This is a genomic window from Kibdelosporangium phytohabitans (genome assembly GCF_001302585.1).
Taxonomy (GTDB): Bacteria; Actinomycetota; Actinomycetes; order Mycobacteriales; family Pseudonocardiaceae; genus Kibdelosporangium; species Kibdelosporangium phytohabitans.
Genome location: NZ_CP012752.1, coordinates 7,079,774 through 7,098,172, shown reverse-complemented (window position 1 = coordinate 7,098,172; position 18,399 = coordinate 7,079,774). Strand labels below are relative to the sequence as shown.

At 68.9% G+C, this 18,399-nt stretch carries 18 protein-coding genes; 12 read left to right on the top strand and 6 right to left on the bottom strand.

Annotation, left to right across the window (positions count from 1 at the left end; all coding sequences use genetic code 11):
• The first annotated feature begins 30 nt into the window (after positions 1-30).
• The 7 genes from AOZ06_RS31920 (at position 31) to AOZ06_RS31890 (ending at position 8,407) form a co-directional block, all read left to right on the top strand.
• Positions 31-1,257 carry a hypothetical protein gene (locus AOZ06_RS31920; RefSeq protein ID WP_054292783.1) on the top strand — a complete coding sequence of 409 codons (1,227 nt, stop codon included), beginning with the start codon at positions 31-33 and terminating at the stop codon, positions 1,255-1,257.
• Positions 1,254-1,613 carry a hypothetical protein gene (locus AOZ06_RS31915; RefSeq protein WP_054292782.1) on the top strand — a complete coding sequence of 120 codons (360 nt, stop codon included), beginning with the start codon at positions 1,254-1,256 and terminating at the stop codon, positions 1,611-1,613. Before AOZ06_RS31920 ends, AOZ06_RS31915 begins: the two co-directional genes overlap by 4 nt.
• 14 nt (positions 1,614-1,627) lie before the next feature.
• On the top strand, positions 1,628-2,638 hold the full coding sequence (locus tag AOZ06_RS31910) for a hypothetical protein (protein WP_157233367.1): 1,011 nt from the start codon (positions 1,628-1,630) through the stop codon (positions 2,636-2,638).
• Entirely contained in the window at positions 2,635-3,195 is a 561-nt protein-coding gene (locus AOZ06_RS31905; protein ID WP_054292780.1) for a hypothetical protein, read from the top strand. The genes AOZ06_RS31910 and AOZ06_RS31905 overlap by 4 nt, the downstream gene beginning before the upstream one ends.
• Positions 3,150-4,268: a sensor histidine kinase gene (locus AOZ06_RS31900; RefSeq protein ID WP_054292779.1), complete on the top strand. Its 1,119-nt coding sequence runs from the start codon at positions 3,150-3,152 to the stop codon at positions 4,266-4,268. The genes AOZ06_RS31905 and AOZ06_RS31900 overlap by 46 nt, the downstream gene beginning before the upstream one ends.
• The gene (locus AOZ06_RS31895) at positions 4,256-4,900 is read left to right on the top strand and encodes a response regulator (protein WP_054292778.1); all 645 of its coding nucleotides are present in this window, start codon (positions 4,256-4,258) and stop codon (positions 4,898-4,900) included. Before AOZ06_RS31900 ends, AOZ06_RS31895 begins: the two co-directional genes overlap by 13 nt.
• A 150-nt stretch (positions 4,901-5,050) precedes the next feature.
• Positions 5,051-8,407 (top strand): CARDB domain-containing protein, encoded by a 3,357-nt coding sequence (locus AOZ06_RS31890; protein ID WP_054292777.1) that lies wholly within the window; start codon positions 5,051-5,053, stop codon positions 8,405-8,407.
• 375 nt (positions 8,408-8,782) lie between these two features.
• Here the strand turns inward: AOZ06_RS31890 and AOZ06_RS31885 are convergent, their stop codons facing one another.
• Together AOZ06_RS31885 and AOZ06_RS31880 are read right to left on the bottom strand one after the other, a co-directional pair.
• Entirely contained in the window at positions 8,783-9,283 is a 501-nt protein-coding gene (locus AOZ06_RS31885) for an SDR family NAD(P)-dependent oxidoreductase (protein ID WP_269465375.1), read from the bottom strand.
• A gap of 187 nt (positions 9,284-9,470) precedes the next feature.
• Complete coding sequence (locus AOZ06_RS31880; protein WP_225952954.1) at positions 9,471-9,896, bottom strand: TetR/AcrR family transcriptional regulator; 426 nt, start codon at positions 9,894-9,896, stop codon at positions 9,471-9,473.
• A gap of 385 nt (positions 9,897-10,281) precedes the next feature.
• On the opposite strand from AOZ06_RS31880, the gene AOZ06_RS31875 reads away from it, so the two are divergent.
• Positions 10,282-11,994, top strand: a complete 1,713-nt coding sequence (locus AOZ06_RS31875) for an ABC transporter ATP-binding protein (protein ID WP_054292776.1) — start codon at positions 10,282-10,284, stop codon at positions 11,992-11,994.
• Here AOZ06_RS31875 and AOZ06_RS31870 read toward each other — a convergent pair.
• Genes AOZ06_RS31870 through AOZ06_RS31860 form a run of 3 tightly spaced genes read right to left on the bottom strand, consistent with a single transcriptional unit; the run spans position 11,957 to position 14,401 of the window.
• Positions 11,957-13,150 (bottom strand): cytochrome P450 family protein, encoded by a 1,194-nt coding sequence (locus AOZ06_RS31870; RefSeq protein ID WP_054292775.1) that lies wholly within the window; start codon positions 13,148-13,150, stop codon positions 11,957-11,959. The two genes, AOZ06_RS31875 and AOZ06_RS31870, sit on opposite strands and share 38 nt — an antisense overlap.
• 37 nt (positions 13,151-13,187) lie before the next feature.
• The gene (locus AOZ06_RS31865; protein WP_063810466.1) at positions 13,188-13,844 is read right to left on the bottom strand and encodes a sulfotransferase family protein; all 657 of its coding nucleotides are present in this window, start codon (positions 13,842-13,844) and stop codon (positions 13,188-13,190) included.
• 14 nt (positions 13,845-13,858) lie between these two features.
• On the bottom strand, positions 13,859-14,401 hold the full coding sequence (locus AOZ06_RS31860; protein ID WP_054292773.1) for a DUF998 domain-containing protein: 543 nt from the start codon (positions 14,399-14,401) through the stop codon (positions 13,859-13,861).
• Between the two features lie 143 nt (positions 14,402-14,544).
• On the opposite strand from AOZ06_RS31860, the gene AOZ06_RS31855 reads away from it, so the two are divergent.
• Together AOZ06_RS31855 and AOZ06_RS31850 are read left to right on the top strand one after the other, a co-directional pair.
• Positions 14,545-14,871, top strand: a complete 327-nt coding sequence (locus tag AOZ06_RS31855) for a YciI family protein (RefSeq protein WP_054292772.1) — start codon at positions 14,545-14,547, stop codon at positions 14,869-14,871.
• Positions 14,868-16,811, top strand: coding sequence for a DUF6596 domain-containing protein (locus AOZ06_RS31850; protein ID WP_054292771.1), 1,944 nt, complete (start codon positions 14,868-14,870; stop codon positions 16,809-16,811). Before AOZ06_RS31855 ends, AOZ06_RS31850 begins: the two co-directional genes overlap by 4 nt.
• Here the strand turns inward: AOZ06_RS31850 and AOZ06_RS31845 are convergent.
• Positions 16,771-17,202, bottom strand: coding sequence for an NUDIX domain-containing protein (locus AOZ06_RS31845; protein ID WP_054292770.1), 432 nt, complete (start codon positions 17,200-17,202; stop codon positions 16,771-16,773). The two genes, AOZ06_RS31850 and AOZ06_RS31845, sit on opposite strands and share 41 nt — an antisense overlap.
• Before the next feature lie 17 nt (positions 17,203-17,219).
• Between AOZ06_RS31845 and AOZ06_RS31840 the strand changes: the two genes are divergently transcribed.
• Positions 17,220-17,912: a histidine phosphatase family protein gene (locus AOZ06_RS31840; protein WP_236951807.1), complete on the top strand. Its 693-nt coding sequence runs from the start codon at positions 17,220-17,222 to the stop codon at positions 17,910-17,912.
• 75 nt (positions 17,913-17,987) lie between these two features.
• A complete protein-coding gene (locus AOZ06_RS31835; RefSeq protein ID WP_054292769.1) occupies positions 17,988-18,392 on the top strand; it encodes a VOC family protein in 405 nt (134 codons plus the stop codon).
• Positions 18,393-18,399 lie beyond the last annotated feature (7 nt).

Genomic DNA, 18,399 nt, shown 5'->3' with positions numbered 1-18,399 from the left:
CGAGCGTGACGCGTTCCTAGTCTCAAGGACGTGTTCTTCCGTTTGGTACTCGGTGTTTCGGTCGCACTGATCGTTGTCGCGGCACCCGCGTCGGCACATGTGGTGAGTGCGGGCGCGGATCTCCATGTGGCGCAGACGGTCAACGGTGCCGAGCTGACGGTTGTCATCCGGCGCACGCCCGAAGTGCCTGGTCCGTTGTACGTCGATCTCGTCGCGTACCAGCCGGTTCGTGATCTCTCGATCGACCTCGCGGTCGGCGACAGCACAGCGGCGGTCCTGCTTCAACGTGACCGTCCCGGCACGTACCCGGCTGTGCTGCACGTCCGTGACCAGGGGCAGCACGAGTTGGTCATCAAGACCTCCGACGAGTTCTCCGTCGTGCCTTTTCGTGTTGCGGTGCCCAGCCTCGCGACCTGGGAGTTGGCGGTGTACGGCGGCTTCGGCGCGACCGGTCTGCTGCTCGCCGCCGCGATCGTCGCGGGCGCCATGTCCCGGCGGGCAACCGCCATGACCCTCGGCGGCGTCGGTGTCATCGCGATGACCATCGCGGCGACAGTCGCTGTGGTGTCGCCCCAGCTCAGCCAGGCAACACCCGAACCGGGACGCCCCAACGCGCAGGCGTTGCTGACCACATCGCCGTCGGGGCCGGTCCTGGGGGAGCCGTTCACGGTCGGCTTCGACCTGGTCGACGGTTCGACGGGGCTGCCCGTGGACGACCTGGCGGTCCACCACGACGCCATCGCGCACCTCGTGATCACCAGCCAGGACGGGCAGTTCTTCCGCCATCTCCATCCACTGAGGACCAAAGCTGGGCGGGTGGAGGCACGGGTGACTGCCGACCGGCCGGGGAAGTATCTGGCGTACCTCGACATCGAACGCGTAGCCGCGGGTGGCCAGCTGGTGTCCGGGACGTTCGAGGTCACCGGTCCGCCGCGACCAGTGTCGGCGCAGAGCAGGTCGTTGACGTTCCCGGCGGCCCGTCCGGTCACGATCGAGGTCGACACCGGCTCCACCGGGCTGCAGTCCTGGCTGGGCATGCCCGGTCACCTGATCACGCGTGACCACGACGGCGGCTTCCTCGGGCACGCGCACGAGCGATCCATGTCGTCCACATCGGACGGAACAGTCGCCGGGCACGGCCCGAGGCTCCGCTTCGCCACCAGTTTCCCCAGACCCGGGCGTTATTTCGCATGGGTGCAGTACGTCAGGGACTTCCGCGTCGTGACGGTCCCGCACGTCGTCGAGGTCGTCGGATGAAACGCCCGATTCTGCTGGTCATCGCCGTCGGCGTCGTCGCGATCGGCGCGCTGTTGTCGACGATGCTGCCGGGCGCGTCAGCGGTCGACGTCAGCCGCTCGGGGATCACCGTCCGGCTGGACAAGGCGGTGACGGGAACGGTTGTGGCACGGGTGCAAACACCGGCACAGGTGACGGCTGTGTCGTTGTTCGCCACGATGCCGCAGATGGGCCACCTGACCGGGGAGATCACTGCCGTGAAGGAAAAACCGGGCCTGTTCCGTGCCGAAGGCGAGCTGTTCTCCATGTCCGGCCCGTGGGAGCTCGGGGTCCGGGCGGACGGTCAGGTTGTCACGTTCGAAATCACTGTGAGATAAGGGGTTGACGCGAAATGGTACCCAGACGACAAGTGGTCGGTGCCTGGTTGCTGCTGGCCGGGTTCAGCTCGTTGTGGCTCGGTGTGGCGTGGGACGGGCAATGGCACGTCGATGTCGGCCCGGACACGTTCTTCACCGCGCCGCACCTGATGTTCTACTTCGGGACCTCGCTGATCGGCCTGACCAGCCTGGCGGTCGTGCTCAAGAGTCAGCGGGACATGGGCCCGGCGCTGCGGGTATTCGGTCTGCGGACGCCGTTGCCGTTCCTGGTCGGCGGGCTCGGCGCGGCCGGGCACCTGCTGTACGGCGCGACCGACCTGTGGTGGCACACGGTCTACGGCTTCGACATCCTGGAGGACACGCCGTCGCACCTCAGCCTGTCGATCGCCATGCAGGTCCAGGCCATCGCGGTGATCATGGCTTTCGCCGCGCTGCGGACGACGACGTCCGGCAGGTGGGGGCTCGCGGCGGCGGGCGCGTTGAACGTCGCGGCCGCGTCGATCCTGCTGGACGGCACGCTCCTCGGGATCGATCTCACGGTGCTGGCCGGTGGCGCCATCGCGGCCTGGACGCTGAGCGCGATCGCGGGAACCACCCGCACCGCCCGGTGGGTGCTCGCGGTCGGCCTGGTGTTCATCGCGGTCCAGGCGGCGACGTACTTCTTCCCGCTGCTGGCCACCGAGCTGTACGCGGACGGAATCGGACAGCCGATCAGGGACTACGCGTTGGGGCTTCCCGTTGTCGCCCTCGCGATGCCGGCGGTGTTCCCGATCGTCGCCGCGATCGTGGCGGCGGCCATCGAGTTGCTCCGCCGCCGCGACCTCGCCCCGATCACCGCGATGACCGTGGTGGGTGCCGGAGTCGGGCTGATGGCGGCGCTGTACATGAGTTTCCTCGAGCCGGATGCCGGCCCGTTGCTCAACATCCCGGCCATCACCGCCATGGGCGCGCTCGGCGGCCGGTTCGGGTGGCAGTGCGCCGCGCTGATGCGCCGGCTCGGTTCTCGTGAGGCGGTGGTGGTATGAGGCTCGCGGTAGCGGTAGCGGTCGCGGCCGTGCTGATCGTGACGGCTCCGGCCGCGTCGGCGCAGGTGACGCCCTTGACGGTCGTGCACAGCGAACGAGTGCCGTTCGGTGACGGCACACTGACCGCGTCTTTCACGGACTGGCCCATCCGAGCCGGGCGGTCGCTAGACTTCACGTTCGAGCCGTCCGGGGGAATCGAGGGACGCACCGGCACCGTCCGGGCCATCGCGCCATCCGGGCAACCCAGGGCTCTGGGGATAGTCGGCCTCGACGGTGAGCCCGACATGAAACTGCGGCGGCACCCGCAGGCGCGGCACGCGTGGGGGCTGGACGTCGTGGCACTACCCGAGGAGGGCCGGTGGCGCTTCGAATTCACCGTGCACGGACCGTCCGGCGTGACGACGGCGACGCTGCCGATCACGGCGGGACCAGCACCCGGGCCGCCGATGGCGCTGAGCTGGACGGTCGGGATGATCCCGTGGGCGGCGGCGTTGCTGGTGCTCGCCCGCAGGTGGACGCGGGCCCGCAAGCAGGCCGTGCTCGCCTGGAGCGACTGAGCGAGGGACTGCTCGCGCTGCTGCCGGTGACGGCCGCCTGGCTGTCCATATTGGACGGACCGGCGGAGCGGTACCCGTTGGTGCTGCTGGCGGTGGCGACGGTGCAGATGTCCGCGCTGGCGTGGTGCCGCAGGTTCCCGCTGACCGTCCTGCTGGTGGTGATCGCGCTGGAGACGGCGTTGATCGTCCTCGACATGGAGATCTTCGTCGGCGTGCTCGCCGCCACGTTCGCCCTCGGCACGTGGGGAAAGCCCGTGCAGCAGCGGATCGGGCTCGTGGTCGGCCTGTCGCTGCTGGGGATCGGGATGGTGGTGAGCATCGCGGGCGGTGCGCCCGCCGGGTTCGCCGTGGTCGGCATCGCCTCGGTCGCGGTGATGTTCGTCGGGTTCTGGCTGAGCGGACGGCTCGGCGCCCGGCAACGCGGCCGGATCCGCGAGCTCGAAGCCGACCGCGCGGAGGTCGTGCGGCGGGAACGTGCCCTGCTGGCACGGGAACTGCACGACATCCTGAACCACTCGGTGACCGCGATGGTGCTCGACGCGACCGCGGCTGCGGAGACCGGCACGGACGTCCGCGAGACCCTCGACCGGGTCGCGCGGACCGGCCGCGACTCGTTGGCGGAACTGCGGCGGCTGCTCGGGGTGCTGCGCGCGAGTTCCGCCGACGGCGGCCACGACCCGCTGGTCGTGCCGCCCGGCCTCGCCCAGATCGACGCGCTGGTCTCGGCGACGCCGCTGGACGTCACCGTGGTCCGGCACGGAGATCCCGGCAGGCTCGACGCCAGCATCGAACACGCCGCCTACCGCGTGGTCCAGGAGGCGTTGACGAACGTGGTCAAACACGCCGGACCGGTGGCGACCGTCGTGTCACTGGCGTTCGCCGCCGACCAGCTGACGGTGTCCGTCGTGAACGAAAGGCCGGTGACAGCGGGTAATCCGGGGTCGGGCCTCGGCCTGGTCGGCATGCGTGAACGCGTCCTGCTCGTCGGCGGGATGCTCCAGGTGACCCCGCGCCCGGACGGGTTCGAGGTCCGCGCGGTGCTGCCGTCGAGGAGCGTGGCGTGCTCCGCGTAGTCGTCTGCGATGACGAACAGCTGCTCAGGGAAGCCCTGTCCAAGATCATCGAAGCCGCGCCGGACCTGTCGGTCGCCGGTCTCGCGGCCGACGGGCAGCAGGCCGTGGCCGCGGTCGACCTGCACGCGCCGGACGTGGTCCTGATGGACATCCGGATGCCCGTCCTCGACGGGATCGAAGCGACCAGGCGCATCGCCGGTCGCACCAAGGTACTCATCCTCACCACGTACGACCTCGACAGCTACGTCTACGCGGCGTTGCGGGCCGGGGCCAGCGGGTTCCTGCTCAAGGACGCGCCGAGCGAACGGCTGCGCGACGGCATCCGGATCGTCGCCGCGGGCCAGGCCGTTCTCGCCCCGGAAGCCACGGCACGGATGATCACCGCGTTCCGCCCGGCCATGCCGACCGGCGAGGACGAAGCGCTGCTGCGCGCGATCCGTGGCCTGTCCCCGCGCGAACGCGAGGTGTGCGCGCTGCTCGGCGCGGGTCTGGCCAACGACGACATCGCCGAGCGGCTCACCATCAGCCGCTACACGGTGAAGGTGCACGTCTCCAACATCCTCGGCAAACTCGGCGTCCGCGATCGCGTGCACGTCGTCCTCGCCTGGTCGCGGCTGCGCGGGCACATCTGAACCGTTGACTTAACCCCGGCGGGTCTGAAAACTGTGACTTCGACCCTGCAAAATTCAGACTAACATCACGCAAAGATGCAACGTTGTGGCGGGTGTGTCCTCGACGCCCGCCGATTCGCCCTGCCCGAAACAACCGAACAGAGGACAACCATGGAACGTAAGCAACGCCGCTTGCGCCTGCTCACCGGCATCCTCGCGGCCGGGTTGCTCGCCGCGGGAATCGCCGCCACCCCGGCAGCGGCTGCGGGCCCCAACCTGTCGCTCGGCAGGACGGCAACGGCCAGCGGGACCCAGGGCGGGTTCGCTGCCGCCAACGTCAACGACGGAAACGCCCAGACCTACTGGGAAAGCGCCAACAACGTGCTCCCGCAATGGGTCCAGGTCGACCTCGGTGCCGGTGCGAGCGTCAACCAGGTGGTGCTGGGACTCCCCGGGTCGTGGGGCGCGCGCACGCAGACTCTCAGCGTGCAGGGCAGCACCGACGGCTCGGCCTTCACCGCCTTGTCACCGTCGGCCGGACGGGTGTTCTCCCCGTCCTCAGCCAACGCCGTGACCATCGACTTCGACGCCACGACCGTGCGATACGTACGCGTGCACGTCACGGCGAACACCGGCTGGCCCGCGGCGCAGGTGTCGGAGCTGGAGATCTACGGCACCGACGGCGACCCGCCGCCCGGCGGGGGAGAGGGCGACCTGGCGGCGGGCAAGCCAGTCGAGGCCAACTCGCACGTGCACAACTTCGTCGCGGCCAACGCCAACGACAACAACGTCGGCACGTACTGGGAATCCGCCGGGTTCGACGGGAACCTGACGGTCAAGCTCGGCTCGAACGCCGAGGTCAGCTCGGTGGTGCTGAGGCTCAACCCCGACCCGGTGTGGGGCCCGCGCACGCAGACGCTGGAAATCCTCGGCCGCGAGCAGTCGGTGACGTCCTTCACCTCGCTGAAAGCGCTGGGGCAGTACGCGTTCAACCCGTCGTCCGGCAACTCGGTGACCATCCCGGTGACCGGCCGCGTCGCGGACTTGAGGCTGCGGTTCACGGCCAACACCGGCGCGCCGGGCGGTCAGGTCGCCGAACTCCAGGTGATGGGCACGGCCGCGCCCAACCCGGACCTGACCGTCTCCGCTCTGGCGTGGACTCCCGCGTCGCCGAGCGAGACCGACGCGATCACGGCCCGCGCGACCGTGCAGAACATCGGCCCGGCAGCGGCGGGCGCGACCACGGTCAACGTCAACCTCGGTGGCGTCGCCGCAGGCAGCGCCCCGGTCGGCGGTCTGGCAGCCGGTGCTTCGGCCACGGTCGCGGTCGATGTCGGCAGGCGTGCGATGGGCAGCTACGCCGTCACGGCGGTCGTCGACCCCGTGAACGCAATTATTGAACAGAACAATGACAACAACAGCCTGACGGCGTCGTCGCGGCTCGTCGTGGCCCAGGCACCCGGCCCTGACCTGCAGATCACGGGCATCACATCCAACCCGCCCAACCCGGCTGCCGGCGCGACGGTCACGTTCTCGGTGACGGTCAACAACCGCGGCACGACTGCGTCCGGCGCGACAACGGTCACGCGCCTCACGGTCGGCAGCACCACGTTGAACACCAACACGGCGTCGATCGCGGCGGGTGCGACGGTCACCGTGCCCGTCACCGGCAGTTGGACCGCCATCAGCGGCGGCGCCACGATCACCGCGACCGCCGACGCGACCGACGCCGTCGCCGAGGCCAACGAGACGAACAACTCGCTGGCCAAGTCGATCGTCGTCGGCCGCGGCGCCGCGCTGCCGTACGTCGAGTACGAGGCGGAGGCCGCGAACTACCAGGGCACTTTGCTGCAGACCGACCCGCTGCGGACGTTCGGGCACACCAACTTCGCCACGGAGTCGTCCGGCCGCCAGTCCGTGCGGCTCGGCAACACCGGCCAGTTCGCCGAGTTCACCTCGACCAACGCGGCGAACTCGATCGTGGTCCGCAACTCGATCCCGGACGCACCGGGCGGCGGCGGCATCGACGCGACGATCAGCTTGTACGTCAACGGGACCTTCGCGCAGAAGCTGTCGCTGTCGTCCAGGCACAGCTGGCTCTACGGCACCACCGACGACCCCGAGGGCCTGACGAACTCGCCGCAGTCCGACGCGCGCAGGCTGTTCGACGAGTCGCGCGCGCTGCTGTCCACTTCGTACCCGCCGGGCACGAAGTTCAAGCTGCAGCGGGATTCGGGTGACACGGCGGCGTTCTACGTGATCGACCTGATCGACCTCGAACAGGTCGCGCCACCGGCGAGCCAGCCCGCCGGGTGCACGTCGATCACCTCCTACGGCGCGATCCCAGGAGACGGGATCGACGACACCGCGGCGATCCAGCGCGCGGTCACCGACGACCAGAACGGCGTGATCGGCTGCGTGTGGATCCCCGCCGGGCAGTGGCGCCAGGAGCAGAAGATCCTGACCGACGACCCGCTCAACCGCGGCCAGTACAACCAGGTCGGCATCAGCAACGTGACGATCAGGGGCGCGGGCATGTGGCACTCGCAGCTCTACACGCTGACCGAGCCGCAGAACGCGGGCGGCATCAACCACCCGCACGAAGGCAACTTCGGCTTCGACATCGACAAGAACGTGCAGATCTCGGACATCGCGATCTTCGGCTCCGGCCGGATCAGGGGCGGCGGGGGAGCCGAGGGCGGCGTCGGCCTCAACGGCCGCTTCGGCACCGGCACGAAGATCAGCAACGTCTGGATCGAACACGCCAACGTGGGTGTCTGGGTCGGCAGGGACTTCGACAACATCCCAGAACTGTGGGGACCGGCCGACGGGCTGGATTTCAGCGGCATGCGGGTCCGCGACACCTACGCCGACGGCATCAACTTCACCAACGGAGCCCGCAACTCGAAGGTCTTCAACTCGTCGTTCCGCACGACAGGTGACGACTCGCTGGCGGTCTGGGCCAACAGGTACGTCAAGGACCCGGCCGTGGACATCGCGCACGACAACAGCTTCGTGAACAACACGATCCAGTTGCCGTGGCGCGCCAACGGTGCCGCGATCTACGGCGGTTACAACAACAAGGTCGAGAACAACCTGATCTACGACACGATGAACTACCCGGGCATCATGCTGGCCACCGACCACGACCCGCTGCCCTTCAGCGGCCAGACACTGCTGGCCAACAACGGCCTGTACCGCACAGGCGGAGCCTTCTGGGGCGAAGCCCAGAAGTTCGGCGCGATCACCCTGTTCGCCCAGAACAGGGACATCACCGGCGTGACGATCCGCGACACGGAGATCGTGGACTCGACCTACGACGGCATCCAGTTCAAAGGCGGCGGCGGCACCATGCCGAACGTGGCCATCAGCAACGTCCGCATCGACAAGTCCAGCAACGGAGCCGGAATCCTCGCACAGGGCAGCGCACGCGGCAGCGCGGCACTGACCAACGTGACGGTCACGAACTCCGCCAACGGCAACGTTGTGGTGGAGCCCGGTTCGAGCTTCACCGTCACCGGCGGCTGACGGAGATCCGTTCTTCGGCGGCCTGCGTTCACCAATTCCTGTGAACACAGGCCGTCTTCTCCGGACCAGTCGGCCATGTGGGCGACGCTGAGCTGCCTTCCGGACAGCCACGTTGTACGACTGGATCCGGGCCGTGATCATCGACAGCCCGGCGCGGCGGCGCATCGTCATCCTGGCTGCTGCTACAGCGGGCGCGCCCTGGGAACGATGTCCGACTCCGCCGCCGACGTCGCTCTGGCGGCAAGAGTCCTGTCCGCGTCAGCTCCGGCGGCACAGTCCTGAACATGATCGAACGGCGTTGCGACGAGCCGGCTGAGCACCCACGCCTGCGCACAACCCGGTTCCCCCACGACTTCCGCCGTGTGCCGGCCTGCGTCAGATCTGGGCGAAGCCGCCGTCCACCGCGAGTTCGGCCCCGTTGACGTAGCTGGACGCGTCCGAGGCGAGGAAGACGGCTGCCGCGGCGATCTCCTCGGGTTCAGCCAGTCGGCCGAGCGGAACCGACGCCCCGGCGGCGGTGAGCTCTTCGGGCGAGATCAGCTCTTGCAGGCCCTGCGTGCGGGTACCGCCGGGCGAGAGCACGTTGATCCGGTACTGACGCGCCCCCGCGTCATGGGCGAACCCGCGAACCAGGTTGCGGATCGCGGCCTTGGTCGCGCCGTACACCGGCAGGTACGACTGGGGGCGCGAGATCGCCGTCGACCCGGTGAGGATGATCGACGCCCCTGGCGACAGCAGCGGCAACGCCTTCTGCACGGTGAACAGCGAGCCCTCGACGTTGATCGCCAGCCCGATACCCGCGTTCGCCCCGGTCACGACCGCGACCTTGCCTTTCAGCGCAGTCGATAACTCGCGAAAGGGTGTGCCGCACGCCACCGTGCCGAGGGTGTCAGGGCGCAGGCAGCAGGCCGTCGAGCAGAGCTTTGGCCGTGGCCGGCAACGCGGCCGGGTCCTGACCGATTCGACCGAGCATGATCAGCGGACAGCACCGCACGAGCAGTGACGTCCGGGTCGAGATGCGGTGCGACGTCGCCCTCGCGCTGCGCTCGCCGTACGGCGTCGGTCAGCGCGGCAGTGGTCGAGGCGTAGCTGCGGCGCGCTTCCGCGGCCACGTCGGCGGCGCTCGCGAGAGTTCCATGGCCGTGTTGGCGAGAAGGCAACCCCGGCGGGCCTGTTCGCGACTGGGATCACGCACGGGCCCGGTCACGAAGTTCCGGATCACGTCGATACCGCGATCGGCTTGCTCGAGCCACGTCCGCAGCATGTGATCATTGGCCTGGTCGTACTTGCGCAGCACAAGCAAGAACAAGCTCTTCTTGTCCCCGAACGCCCCGTACAGACTCCCTTTGCCCAGTCCGCTGGCCGCGAGGAGATCTTCGAGCGAGGTGCCCGCGTAGCCTTTGTCCCAGAACGCCGCTTGCACAGCTGACAGCACGCGCTGCTCATCAAACTGACGTGGACGTGGCATGAAGTCGATGCTGCCCCCCATGGACTGGTCGGTCCAGAAAGCGAACCTCCGGCCGGTCGAAGGTCGGCGCCAACGTGACCGCACTGAAACCGGCCCAGTCGGACTGGTGCTCAAGTGCGACAATTCCGGCACCACGGAAGACTGGCCGACGCCCTTGGACTGGACCACACCCCACGCCCGGCTTGGTCCATTGTGAACGTCAGCCTGCGGAGTTCCAGCGGGCGCACCGACCAGGTGCTCGCCGCCGCCACACGGATAATCGCTCGCCGGATCGCTTCCCACCCGGCAGCATGGAGGGCCCGCTGTTGGAAGGGGAAGGATGACAGCGCGCCGGCAAGCGGTTTTCCTGGCAATACGGTACTACCGAACGGAATTTCGCCGATTGAAGCGGTTCTCGGTTCCCGCGATGCTGCTTCCGGCACTCGGCAACACCTGCATCTACTACATCGCGCCGCTGATGGTGGCGCAGCTGGCCGGGCACCTGGCGGGCGGCGGAACGGACGTCCTGCCGTACGTCGTGGCCTTCGCTGGCCTGCTCATCGTCGCGGAGGTGGTGTGGCGGATCGGGATCCACTGCCTGAACCGGGTGGACGGGCTCGGTGGCGAGAACCTCAGCGTCATCGGGATGAAGGCGCTGCTGGCCAAGGACGCTGCCTTCTTCCACGACAACTTCGCCGGGTCGCTGACCAAACGGGTGCACAGCTTCGCGTGGCGGTTCACCGACATCGCCGACACGCTGGCGTTCAGCGTCGTGGCCAACCTCATCCCGCTCGGCTTCGCCTCGGTCGTGCTGTGGAACTACCACCCCGTGCTCGTTCTGGTCCTGGTCGGCATGATCACGCTGACCGGCCTGGTCGTCGCGCCGCTGGTGCGGCGGCGGCAGGCCTTGGTGGACAAGCGGGAGGCCGCCATCGCGCGGGTTTCCGGGCACATCGCCGACAGCCTGACGAACATGGAGACGGTCCGCGCCTTCGCCGCCGAGGACCGTGAGGCGGCCGAGCACCAGGTCAGGGTGCGTGAGCACCGGCGGCTGGCGATCCGGTCGTGGGACTACGCGAACCTCAAGATCGACGTCGTCGCCGCGCCGCTCTCGGTGCTGACCAACGTCCTCGGCCTGTACTTCGCGGTCAAGCTCGGCAACCTGGGCATCGAGGCGCTCGTGGTGACCTTCGCGTACTTCGCCAACGCCACGCGGATCATGTTCGAGTTCAACCAGATCTACCGCAGGATGGAGAGCTCGCTGACCGAGGCCGCGCAGTTCACCGAGCTCCTGCTCGACCCGCCGACCGTGCTCGACCCGGACACCCCGGAGAAACTCACGCCGGCTGGTGCCGACGTCCGGTTCGACAACGTGGTCTTCGCACACGCGGGCGCGTCGGAGCTGTTCACCGGGCTGAACCTGGTGGTGCCGGCGGGCACCAGGATCGGACTCGTCGGCCGGTCCGGTGGCGGCAAGAGCACGCTCACGAAACTGCTGCTGCGCCTGATGGACATCGACGGCGGCCGGATCAGCGTCGGCGGCCAGGACATCAGCACCTTGAAACAGGCCGACCTGCGCGGCCTGATCGCCTACGTGCCACAGGAACCGGCGATGTTCCACCGGACGCTCAAGGAGAACATCGCCTTCGCCCGCCCCGGCGCGTCCGACGAGGACGTGCTGAACGCGGCGAGGATCGCACACGTCACCGAGTTCGCGGCCACCCTGCCGGACGGGTTCGACACGCTCGTCGGCGAACGCGGCGTGAAACTGTCCGGCGGGCAGCGGCAGCGCGTCGCGCTGGCCAGGGCGGTCCTGCGTGACGCGCCGATCCTGCTGCTCGACGAGGCGACGAGCGCGCTGGACTCGGAGAGCGAAATCCTTGTCCAGCAAGCGCTCTGGCAGGTGATGGAAGGCCGCACGGCACTGGTGGTCGCGCACCGGCTGAGCACGGTCGCCCGGATGGATCAGCTGATCGTGCTCGACCGCGGCCAGATCGTCGAGCAGGGCAGCCACACCGAGCTGCTGGCCCTGGACGGCGCCTACGCCCGGTTGTGGCAGCACCAGTCCGGCGGGTTCCTCGACGAGGAAGCCGACGAGGTGATCACTCGAGGAGGACGTCGAGGCGCGCCATCCCGTTGAGCAGCAGGCCCGGGTAACGGGCAGGCTCCGCGTCGGGGTCGGCCAGCCGCAACCGCGGGAACCGGCCGAGCAGGTCGCTGAACGCGATCCTGGCTTCCAGCCGGGCCAGCGGCGCGCCTAGGCAGTGGTGGATCCCGTGCCCGAACGTCACGTGCGAGTTGTCGGACCGGGTGATGTCCATTGTGTCCGGTGCGGCGAACCGGCGCGGATCGCGGTTGGCCGACGCCAGAGCCGACATCACGACCGCGCCCGGCGGGATGGTCACGTCACCGATCTCGACGGGCCCGTTCGTGACCGCGGGGATGGAGACCATGACCGGGCCGTCGTAACGCAGCAGCTCCTCGACGGCCGACGTGACCAGTGACGGGTCCTTGCGGAGAGCCGCGAGCTGCTCGGGGTGCTTCAGCAGCGTGTACACGCCGTTGACGATCAGGTTGACGGTCGTCTCGTGGCCCGCGATCAGCAGCAGGTAGATCATCGAGGTGAGCTCGTCGTCGGTCAGCTTGTCGCCGTCGTCGCGGACCGCGATCAGACCGGACAGCAGGTCGTCTCCCGGGGTCGCCCGCTTCACCTCGATCATGTGGCGGATCAGCTCGACCAGCTTGGTCACCGCCGCGAGGTAGACCTCGACGGTCTGCGTCGGCCCGGTCATCACCGTCTGCGACAAGTCACGGAACTCGTCACGCTGGATCGACGGGACACCGACCAGTTCGCAGATCACCGTGATCGGCAGGGGATAACCGTATGCGCTGAGCAGGTCCACCGGACCGCCGCCCTGCGCGGCCACCTCGTCGAGCAGCGCCGCGCTGAGCTGCTTGATCCGCGGCTCGAGTTCGTCGATCCGGCGACGGGTGAACACCGCGGACACCAGCTTGCGCAGCCGCGTGTGGTCCGGCGGGTTGGCCGCCAGCATGTGCGTGTTCGTCGCCTTGACGAGGTCTTCGGGGGTGTGCTCCCGGTGCGGCACCTCGGTGAGCGACTTGACGACGTTCGGGTGGGTCAGCAGCTGCCGGGTTTCGGCGTGCCCGGTGACCAGCCACACCGGAACACCGGTGAACAAGGTGACCTGGTGGACCGGGCCGGACTCGACCAGCGCGCTGAACGCGGCCAGCCGTGCGCTGGGAGAGGTTTCGAGAAAGGGAGAACCGTCGCTCACCGCACCACACTACGGGCGTGCGCGATCATGCCGCAGGCTAATTGGCAGGCTCGTTGGCGAGGTCCTCCGCGTTGCCGCTGAGCACTTTGCCGACGTTCTCCCGGAACGAGGCGGAGTCGTTCGAGTGCGGGAACGGCACGTCCGGCACGTCGGCGCCGAGGAACGCGCACAGCGGCTCCCAGCCCGTGCCCGCCTCGTAGACCAGCAGGCGGGACGGCTCGACGCCCGCGCGGACAGCCTCGTTGTGCCGGTTGAACACCGCGATGGTCTCGGCTTCGCCGAGGTCACGGCGGAAGCCGCGGCTCGCCATCGCCTCGGAGAACGGCATCAGCAGCGCGGCGAGCCGCTCGTCGATGTTCTCGCCGCGGATCGGGTTGAGGATGGTCGCGCGGGCGCTTTCGTACCACGACTGGGGATCGCGCACGCTGAGCAGCACCTTGGCGGTGGGGTAGAGCTCCATCAGCTCCCGCCACAGCAGGCAGGCGGGGAAGTCCAGCGTGGCCCGGTAGCCGCTGAGCAGTCCGGGCAGCACGCTGGGGTCGCCGTTGAGCGCCGTCGTCCACTCCACTGTGGTCCTGGGCTGTTTGAGGACCTCGCTCATGTGGTGGCACGGGTCGTACCCGAGCAGCTCCAGCGCCCGTTTGAGCGAGGCCGTGCCGGTTCGGCCGAAACCAGCTCCGATGATCTCGACCATGCGCATCCGTCCTCTCAGGCCACCACGGAGAGATCTTGACGGTACCTGCTGCTCACGACAGAGATCCACATCATGGCCGCAATCGCTCCCACGGCCAGCGTCAGCGAGCCCGCCGGCGCCCCGCTCATCGCCCACAGATCGCCAACGAGCAGCGCGCTGCCCGCTGCCAACGACCGCCAGCCGAATCGCTTGCCGAGCAGGTAGCAGGCCGCGACGAGGCAGCCGAAGGTGATCGTGCCCGCCGCCATGTGGGCGTAGGGCTGGCTGTCCATCGTGAAGATCCCGGCCGCGATCATGCCCGCGCCGTTGATCAGGACCAACCGCGGAGCCCAACTGGCTCCCAGCACCCGGCGCAGCCCGATCGCGCCGAGGATGGACAGCACGCCCGAGACGATGAAGTTGACGATCTGGATCCAGCCGAGCGGGCCGGTGGCGAGCATGCTCAACGGCTCACGCAGCAGCGAGTAGCCCTCGCGGGTGGCGGCCTGCGCCAGCGAGCCGGCCGCCCACAGCGGCGCGGCGACGATTCCGCAGGTGAGAAGGGTGCGAGTGGTCATGCCCGGTTCCTTTCGGGGAGTGGTTCCGCCCGGACGTCGGTTCGGCGATGTGACAGGGAACGGGTACATTCCCTGTCACTTGTGCGGTTCGACGTGGGGGCGAAACACCTCACCGACCCGAACACCGAGAAAAGGACCGACCGATGCGCTACCTGATGATGACCATGCGGGACGACAACGAGGCCACGCCCGACGAGAAGATGTTCACCGAGATGGGCAAGTTCGTCGCGGAACTGTCGGCGGCCGGGATCCTGGTGGCCAGCGGCGGCCTCGACCCGGCCGGGACGCAGATGACCTATGAGGACGGCGAGATCACCGTCACCGACGGCCCGTACGCCGAGGCCAAGGAAACCGTCGGCGGCTTCGCACTCGTCGACTTGCGCGACCAGGACGAGCTGACCGAGGTCGCCCGCCGGTTCTTCGCCATCACGGGCAACGGCGTCAGCCGGGTGCACCAGGTGTTCGGGTGACCGACGCCCACCGGGCGATCGACGCGGTCTGGAAACTCGAGGCCGCGAAGATCATCGGCGGGCTGACCCGGATGGTGCACGACGTCGGACTGGCCGAGGAACTGGCACAGGACGCGCTCGTCGCCGCACTGGAGCAGTGGCCGCGGTCAGGCGTCCCGGACAACCCGGGCGCCTGGCTGATGGCCATCGCCAAACGCCGCGCGGTGGACCACATCCGGCGCGCCAGACTCGCCGAGAGCAAGCAAGCCGGCCTCGTCCGCGATCACGACGAGGAGCAGCCGCGGGACGACGACGTCCTGCGGCTGATGTTCATCACCTGCGATCCCGTCCTGCCCGCCCGCGACCGTGCCGCGCTGACACTGCGGCTGCTCGGCGGCCTGAGCGCGGCGGAGATCGCCAGGGCGTTGCTGACCACCGAGCTCAACGTCACCCAGCGCATCGCCGTGGCCAAACGGACACTGGCCGCGCGTGAACGATCGCCGTCGGCCGACATCACCGCCGTGCTCGAAGTCGTCTACCTGATCTTCAACGAGGGCTACTCGGCCACGTCCGGCGACGACCTGATGCGGCCGGGACTGTGCCTGGAAGCGTTGCGGCTCGGCCGGATGCTGGCCACGCTCGCGCCGCGGGAGGCCGAGGTGCACGGCCTGGTGGCGCTGATGGAGATCCAGGCGTCCAGGCAGGCCGCCCGCACGGGCCCGCAAGGCGAACCGGTCCAGTTGCACGAGCAGGACCGCGGTCGCTGGGACCCGGTGCTGATCCGCCGCGGCTTCACCGCGATGCTGCGGGCCCGTGACATCGGTGGCACGCCGGGGCCCTACGTCCTGCAAGCGGCGATCGCCATCTGCCACGCCCAGGCCAGGACAGCCGACGACACCGACTGGGTCCAGATCGCGAACCTCTACACGGCACTGGTCCGGCTGCTGCCGACACCGGTCGTGCGGCTCAACCGCGCCGTCGCGGTCGGCAAGGCCCAAGGCCCGCAAGCGGGTCTGGACCTCGTCGACCGCCTGGCGGGCAACCCGGCGCTGCGCGACTACCACCTGCTGCCCAGCGTCCGGGGTGACCTGCTCGAACAAGTCGGCCGGTACGACGAAGCCCGCCTGGAGTACGAACGTGCCGCCGCGTTGACCATGAACGCGGCCGAACGGGCGTTCCTGGTGCGCCGCGCGGCATCCATCGTCCCGGTGACGAGTGGACCGACACTCGGCGAAGCGGCACGGGAGTTCCTGGCCCGCTCCGATTTGGACACGGCGACAATCCGTTCGTACAGCCAAACCGTGCGGCGGCTGTGCCGGGCGCTGGGGGAGCGGCTGCCGCTGGCGTCGCTGACCGCGGACCACGTGGCCAGGGTCTTCGCCACGGCGTGGCAGGGTGCGGCGGCCAAGACGTGGAACCGGCACCGCGCAGCGATCCGTTCGTTCGGCGCGTGGGCGTCGATGCCCGGCTTGGACGGCGGCGTCGAGCGGCGCACTGAACCGCCTGCCCAGCAGGCCGAGCTGGACCCGGTGCGGCTGGAACTGGTGTGGGGTCTGGAAGTGGCGGTGCGCGAACGGACATTGTGGCGCCTGTTGCACGAATCCGGCGCCGCGGTGACAACGGTGTTGTCGTTGAACGTGGAGGACATCGACTTCGCCGACCGCCGGGCCCGCACGGGCCGGGACTGGGTCAGCTGGCGTTCGGAAACGGCGAGACTGTTGGCGCTGCTGACCGACGGCCGCGCCCGCGGCCCGCTGTTCCTCGCCGACCGGCGCCCGGTTCCGGCGCGAATGCCCGCACCACAGGACATCTGCCCGGAAACCGGACGCGGACGCCTGTCGTACCCCCGTGCCGAGTACCTGTTCAAGCAGGCCACGCGGCCACTGGATCCAGCGGGCAACGGCTACACGTTGAAGCAGCTCAGGCAGTCCGGCCGGGCCACGCGCGCCAGAACGGCGTGACACCGGGCAGGAACACGTCCTTCACCGGGTGCGGCCGGACATCGGCGTCCGCGAGCCGGTCGAGCGGCAGCCAGTGGAACTCGATGTGCTCCTCCTGGCCCACCGGGTCCGGATCGGCGATGCCGACCTCGAAGACGACGTTGACTTCGTGGTGGGCGACACCGTCGCTGACGTAGCCGTACTCGACCAGTGCGAGGAACCGCTCGATCGTCGCCCCGGTCCCGAGTTCCTCGTCCAGTTCGCGCAGCAGCGCCACTTCGACGCGCTCGCCGGGCTCCACGTGGCCGCCGGGCAGGAAGAACCACCGCGCCGACCGTTCCCTCGCCAGCAGCACGCGGTTGTCGCGCCGGATCACGGCCCTGGCGATCAGCTCTGTCGCGGACGCGTCCACGTCACAACCGTACCCGGGTGATCACTGCGCAACCGATCCAGCGGCGACACGTCCACCTGAACGCAGGCGTCGCGAACTGGGAGGACACCATGGGCAGCCGCTACCTCTTTCTGACCAGGCACGGGGAAGCACTGCCGGACGAGTCGGCGTTGACCGATGCGGGCAGTCGCCAGGCCGCACTGCTGGGTGACCGGCTCAAACAGGTGCCGTTCGACGCGATCCACCACGGCCCGCTGGCCAGGGCGGAGCAGACGGCAAAGCTGGTGGCCGATCACCTCGGCGACGTGCCGACGCACGTCTCGGACGCGGCGGGCGACTACCTGCCGTACTGCCCCGGCCGCGCCGAACTGCCGGCCGACTCCGCCGGCGTGCTGCTCAGCTTCCTCAAGGAGTTCACGATCCTGGAACGCCAGCGCGGCGCGAAACTGCTCAAGGAGGCCACCGCCCGGTTCACCGGCCCGGCCGACGGCGAGCAGGACCGCTACGAGTTGCTCGTCACCCACAACTACCTGGCTGGGTGGCTGGTCAACCAGGCGCAGGAGGCGCCGCCGTGGCGGTGGCTCGCGCTCAACCACGCCAACGCGGCACTCAGCGTCATCCGGTACACCCCGGGCCAGGTGCCGTCGCTGCTCGTGTTCAACGACATGGGGCACCTGCCCCCTGACCTGCGCTGGACCGGGTTCCCCGGAGAATTCCGGACCTTGGCCTGAAAAGTGCTCAGCAGGTGAGCACTTTGGCGATCAAGCTGGTGACATCACCGAATCGCCGGATCAGGGGAGTGCACGATGTTGCGAGGAATGGCCACCGTCAACCTGTACGCCGACGACGTCCCCGCCGCCGTGGCCTGGTACACGCAGGTGCTCGGCGTCGAGCCGTACTTCGTCCGCGAAGTCGACGGCAAACCCGCCTACGTCGAGTTCCGCATCGGCGACTACCAGCACGAACTGGGCATCGTCGACGCGAAGTTCTCGCCGGACGCGGACAAGGACGCGGGCGGCCCGATCGTCTACTGGCACGTCGACGACGTGCACGCCGCGTTCGAACGGCTCGTCGGGCTCGGCGCCAAGCCGCACCAGGCGCCGATCGAACGCGGCCCCGGCTTCGTGCCCGCGTCCGTGACCGACCCGTTCGGCAACGTCCTGGGCGTCATGTACAACCAGCACTACTTGGACATCCTGGGAAGTGCATAGGGTGGGC

What these genes read in the sequence shown, in the direction of transcription:
- AOZ06_RS31860 (WP_054292773.1), bottom strand. Translation starts at nt 14,401, where the DNA reads ATGACCACTCGCACCCTTCTCACCTGCGGAATCGTCGCCGCGCCGCTG.
- AOZ06_RS31865 (WP_063810466.1), bottom strand. Translation starts at nt 13,844, where the DNA reads ATGGTCGAGATCATCGGAGCTGGTTTCGGCCGAACCGGCACGGCCTCG.
- AOZ06_RS31855 (WP_054292772.1), top strand. Translation starts at nt 14,545, where the DNA reads ATGCGCTACCTGATGATGACCATGCGGGACGACAACGAGGCCACGCCC.
- AOZ06_RS31915 (WP_054292782.1), top strand. Translation starts at nt 1,254, where the DNA reads ATGAAACGCCCGATTCTGCTGGTCATCGCCGTCGGCGTCGTCGCGATC.
- AOZ06_RS31875 (WP_054292776.1), top strand. Translation starts at nt 10,282, where the DNA reads ATGCTGCTTCCGGCACTCGGCAACACCTGCATCTACTACATCGCGCCG.
- AOZ06_RS31905 (WP_054292780.1), top strand. Translation starts at nt 2,635, where the DNA reads ATGAGGCTCGCGGTAGCGGTAGCGGTCGCGGCCGTGCTGATCGTGACG.
- AOZ06_RS31835 (WP_054292769.1), top strand. Translation starts at nt 17,988, where the DNA reads ATGTTGCGAGGAATGGCCACCGTCAACCTGTACGCCGACGACGTCCCC.
- AOZ06_RS31890 (WP_054292777.1), top strand. Translation starts at nt 5,051, where the DNA reads ATGGAACGTAAGCAACGCCGCTTGCGCCTGCTCACCGGCATCCTCGCG.
- AOZ06_RS31880 (WP_225952954.1), bottom strand. Translation starts at nt 9,896, where the DNA reads ATGGGGGGCAGCATCGACTTCATGCCACGTCCACGTCAGTTTGATGAG.
- AOZ06_RS31910 (WP_157233367.1), top strand. Translation starts at nt 1,628, where the DNA reads ATGGTACCCAGACGACAAGTGGTCGGTGCCTGGTTGCTGCTGGCCGGG.